Origin of the sequence: Streptomyces sp. NRRL B-24572 (genome assembly GCF_002156145.1) — a bacterium.
Lineage (GTDB): Bacteria > Actinomycetota > Actinomycetes > Streptomycetales > Streptomycetaceae > Streptomyces > Streptomyces vietnamensis.
Genome location: NZ_MWIG01001030.1, coordinates 1 through 577 on the forward strand (window position 1 = coordinate 1; position 577 = coordinate 577).

General features: G+C 75.9%; 1 protein-coding gene. It reads right to left on the reverse strand.

The features are described 5' to 3' along the window. The coding region (locus CCN56_RS39775) for a class I tRNA ligase family protein (protein WP_143664813.1) at positions 1-577 on the reverse strand (577 nt) is incomplete at both ends.

A 577-nucleotide genomic window follows, 5' to 3' on the forward strand; every position in this document is an offset into this window, starting at 1 on the left:
CGGGAGCCCCGCGGTGGCCCAGTAGTCGGCGAGCGTGTCGCGGAACGGCTCCAGGGGCACGTAGAGCCGGCGGCAGCGGCGGGCGACCGCCGGGGTGCCGCAGAGCGCGCAGCGCGCCGAGATCAGGTCGCCGCCGTCGTTCGGCCGGGCGCACTCGTGGCACATCCCGCCGTCGCTGGCCGCGCCGCAGTGCGGGCAGGTGCCGGTCGCGTGCGCCCCGTACAGCCAGCGGTCGCACGGCTCGCAGTACGGGAGCAGCCGGGTCCGGGGGGCGATGACGCCCTGCGCGTACAGCTTCGCGAAGAGGTCCTGCACCCAGCGGCCGTACCCCTTGTCGCGGCGCGGACGCACGATGTGGTCGAACTCCACGCCCGAACGCAGCCAGTCGGCGGTGATCGCGGCCCGGTACCCCTCCGCGACCTCCTCGGGCTTGCGGTGGTGCCGCAGCGCCCGGAGCTCGACGGAGCTGGCGTGATCGGCGGTGCCGGTGGTGAACCGGACCGCCTCGCCGTCCGCGCGCAGGAAGCGGGTGAGGACGTCGGCGGCGACGTACGGCCCGGCGAGGTGGCCGATGTGG